Origin of the sequence: Holdemania filiformis DSM 12042 (assembly GCF_000157995.1) — a bacterium.
Taxonomy (GTDB): domain Bacteria; phylum Bacillota_I; class Bacilli_A; order Erysipelotrichales; family Erysipelotrichaceae; genus Holdemania; species Holdemania filiformis.
Genome location: NZ_GG657557.1, coordinates 16,428 through 20,281, shown reverse-complemented (window position 1 = coordinate 20,281; position 3,854 = coordinate 16,428). Strand labels below are relative to the sequence as shown.

The window sequence follows — 3,854 nt, the reverse complement described above, 5'->3', positions numbered from 1 at the left end:
TATTGTAATATAAAGGTTAACAATCAAATAACAAAAATAAATAGGGAGATAAGCGGGATAGGTTCTTACTCGGTTTAGGGTAGGGATAGAATTTCCATACAAAGAAGCAGGTAAGATAAAGCGTTATATCTTGCCTGCCCTTTTTATTTTTGCCCAAACCCGAGTAAGAACCGCGGGATATCAATGAAATGCCGTTTATCTTTTAATTTGGGGATAAATTATGTGGTATGATAAAACAAAGAACAGGCAGACTGCTGATAATGAGGACATATTATGCTTAGAATAAAAGAATTTGGCAGTAAACTTTATACAACGCACTTAATTGGATTTAATGAAAAGTATCGATATTTATTTTTGAGCTGTAATACACGATTCGTAATCTACTCCTTGGATTTAGAGAAAATCATCGTTGAAACAAAAGAACTACGATGGGTTGAAAACATGACCTTTACTGCGGATTGGAATTATGCTGTATGTCGGACTTTTAAAACTGCTAGTAGTCAGCAAGCAGATGCTTATCTTATCAAAATGAATGAGTTAAAAGATGGTTTTGCTTATGAATTTATTGACAGGGTAGTATGCGATGCAGTGTGGAATTGTTCTCGCTTTCCTAGCGCCATAATCCTTGCAAATAAGAATAAAATAAAAATAGTGGATTGTAATACTAAGAAAATAATAATGAGTGCAGAAAATAAATTCTTCTTAAAGAAATTGTTATTTTTACAAGAAGGCGAGGAGGAAGATGTTTTAGAGGTAACGTATCTTGGTATAGACAGCAAAGAATATTATAGAATAAACTCTGAAACGATCCAATTCATTCCAGAAATGAAAGAATTTGAAGAAAGATATTCAGCGTGGAAACGGTATCATAATAATCGAATGATTGTTCAGTCTCGATTCCATTCTGGAGGAATCTTGATAAAAGATCAAATAAATAAAAGATATGTAATTCTAGAAAAAGAAAAGCTAGCACTATGGGAAGGTCAATTATCATTATCAGGTGATTATTTTTGGACCATTGTTGTTAGAGATTTAGATGAAGATGAATATATTACATACTCAATGAAAAAACATTGGGCAATTACAGAGATCGTTAAACAAATGAAAGCGGAATATGAAAAAAAGAGAGATCCAATGAGTAAAGAAACTCAAAGGCTGGAGCTGATAAAATTTATAAACGAAGAAGAGGATTTTCTGAATGAAAATGATACGGATCTTTTGACTGGAAAAATGTATTCAGCTTTATTTAATTTGAAAACACAAGAAGTAGTCCATTTGGTAGATGACAGTTTTGAAGTTTGGGGAATTAGTGCTTACGGATATGATGAAAAAACAGGTCTGATTTTTTTTGAGGAAGCATTAAAACAATACAGTGTTTCGATATTTAAATTAGAAGATAGTGATTATATTAATCAAAGCTTAAATGAAATTGATTTTCGAAAACTCCAACCAGCAATTACTGCAAATGATGAGTTCTGCGAATCTATTTTGTTTAAAGGCCACTAACATCATGGGGAGAACTGAGCGATCAGTTCTCTTTTCAATTGAGATTTTGTAAAAAGAATAACTCAAATGTATGAATCTAGTAGTAAAATCTTTATGAATCTGATTAAATGAAATTATCTAATATGCAGCTCATAAATAAGAGGGTGCGGAAAATGAAAAAAATTGCAGAATTGTCACTAAGCGTAGGAAGTAATAATCACCTTTTAGGGATAAATGAAAAGTACGACCTACTATTTATCCAAAAAGGAAAAGAACTAATACTTTTCTCTCTAAAAGTATTAGAAGTATTGGAAAGATATAAATTTTCAGGTGTTCCAGAAGCGATTATATTTAGTGAAAGTAAAGATTATGCAATTCTTGTATGTCGTCAAGGCTTTTCATATTCAAATAAGGTCTATTTAGTGAATTTGCAGGAAGATCTAAAACACTTAAATTTTTCTTGGAAAGGCGAAGCGGCGGATGTCTTTAAATCTACTATTTTTTCACTTCCGAATTATCCGGATCACGTACTCATCGGCAGAAAGAACAGCTTAGAATTATTCGACTGCAGGAAAGATGAAATTGATTATATATATCAAACAGATAAGAAAATTCATCTAATTAATATAATAGAGCTTGAAGATAAGTGCTGTCTAGCGGTGCGATATGCAGCTGAATTCCAGGAGGATATAAGCAAAATTTATCTTGAGAAACCAGATATTCGATATTACAATATCAAAGAAGGAACTATTCATGAGCAAAGTCATGTTGAGGTGGAATTCAGTAAGTACTATAACGATAAGACAATTCATTTTATTTATAATGGAAGTCAATCAATATTGTCTAATTCAAGAACTTTATCTGAACAAGTTTATAATGCGCAATTATACCGATTTGGTATTGATTATGTTGATATGGAAGGCCGTTATTTAAGCGGGGAAGTTCATTTCTTTGATCAAGAAGATGATTACTTAGGAAGATATTCCTTCTTGATGGATGCTAAAACTTTTCTGCCAGTCTATGCCCAAAAAGAAGGTCCAAAGCTTTACTATTATACAAAGAAGAATTATTTAATTTATATGGAAATCAGTAAAGAAAATGATATTGAGATCGTGGAATTTACGGAAGAAGATCATCAATCCCTGACAATGGAATTGTTAAGCAAGGGCAGAGTGAAGAAGAACAAGGTTGATTCAAAAGGGTTTAAGCAAATAATATTGTAATATAAAGGTTAACCATTGAATAATAAAAATAAATAGGGAGATAAGCGGGATATCAATGAAATGCCGCTTATCTTTTAATTTGGGGATAAATTATGTGGTATGATAAAACAAAGAACAGGCAGGCTGCTGATAATGAGGACATATTATGCTTAGAATAAAAGAATTTGGTAATAAAGTTTATGATACATATCTAATTGGTTATAACGAAAAATACCGTTGCTTATTTTTAAAGAGTAATACACGATTTGTTATTTATTCATTATCATTGGAAAAAGTGATCGTGGAAACGAAAGAATTGCGCCGTGTTGACTCACTTACTTTCACGTCAGATTGGGATTATGCGATATGTAGTGCTTTTAAAACGAATAATAGTCAACTAGCAAAAGTATATGTGATTGATATGAATCAACTGAGTGAAAAATTTGTATATGAGTATATCGGTTTTTCCGCGGGCAACAAGACCTGGAAGTTATCAAGATTTCCAAGCGGCGTCATTTTGGCAAGAAATAGTAGTATAGAAGTTTATGATTGCCGAACGAAAACGGTTCTTTTCAATATAAAAAATCACTATCATACTTATAAGTGTTTATTTTTAAATGAAGGGGAACAGGAAGACGTCCTTGAAATAACTTATATCGGGAACGATGACCATGATTTTTATGGCGTAAATTCTACAGCGATTCAACATTATCCTGAAATAAAAAAATATGATGAACGGTATACTGCGTGGAAACGATACGAGTTAAATCGTAAAATTGTTCAGAGTCGCACACCAACCGGGGGAGTTAGAATTGAAGATCAATTAAATCAGAGAAACATCTTATTAGAGAAGGAAAAAATCAATTTCTGGGAAGGAAAATTCTCATTGTCCGGCGATTATTTCTGGACAGAGATCATCCGGGAATTAGATGAAGATGAGAGGATTCCCATTGCGGTAAAAAGAAACAGATTAGTAGCGGATGCGATGAAAAGAATCAAATCAGAAACAGAATTAGTATCTAAAGATCCTAGATGGCTACGAAGCATACAATCGTCAAATGAAGATCCGGAAGATGAAAATGATAGTTTTATCATAGATAGCGTCAGATATTCAATATTAATCAATTTAAAAACGCAAAAAGTAGTCAGCATAATGAATAGCGAAGA

The 3,854-nt window shown here is 32.3% G+C and carries 3 protein-coding genes; all 3 read left to right on the top strand.

Going from position 1 to position 3,854, the window contains the following annotated elements:
- Positions 1-273 precede the first annotated feature (273 nt).
- Positions 274-1,506 (top strand): hypothetical protein, encoded by a 1,233-nt coding sequence (locus HOLDEFILI_RS09050; RefSeq protein ID WP_006059315.1) that lies wholly within the window; start codon positions 274-276, stop codon positions 1,504-1,506.
- A 152-nt stretch (positions 1,507-1,658) separates the two neighbouring features.
- Positions 1,659-2,708, top strand: a complete 1,050-nt coding sequence (locus HOLDEFILI_RS09045; protein WP_039864579.1) for a hypothetical protein — start codon at positions 1,659-1,661, stop codon at positions 2,706-2,708.
- Positions 2,709-2,853: 145 nt separating this feature from the next.
- The coding region (locus tag HOLDEFILI_RS19715) for a hypothetical protein (protein WP_006059313.1) at positions 2,854-3,854 on the top strand (1,001 nt) is incomplete at its 3' end.

Excerpts from the sequence above, each read along its gene's own strand:
- HOLDEFILI_RS09050 (WP_006059315.1), top strand. The coding sequence starts at position 274 with ATGCTTAGAATAAAAGAATTTGGCAGTAAACTTTATACAACGCACTTA.
- HOLDEFILI_RS09045 (WP_039864579.1), top strand. The coding sequence starts at position 1,659 with ATGAAAAAAATTGCAGAATTGTCACTAAGCGTAGGAAGTAATAATCAC.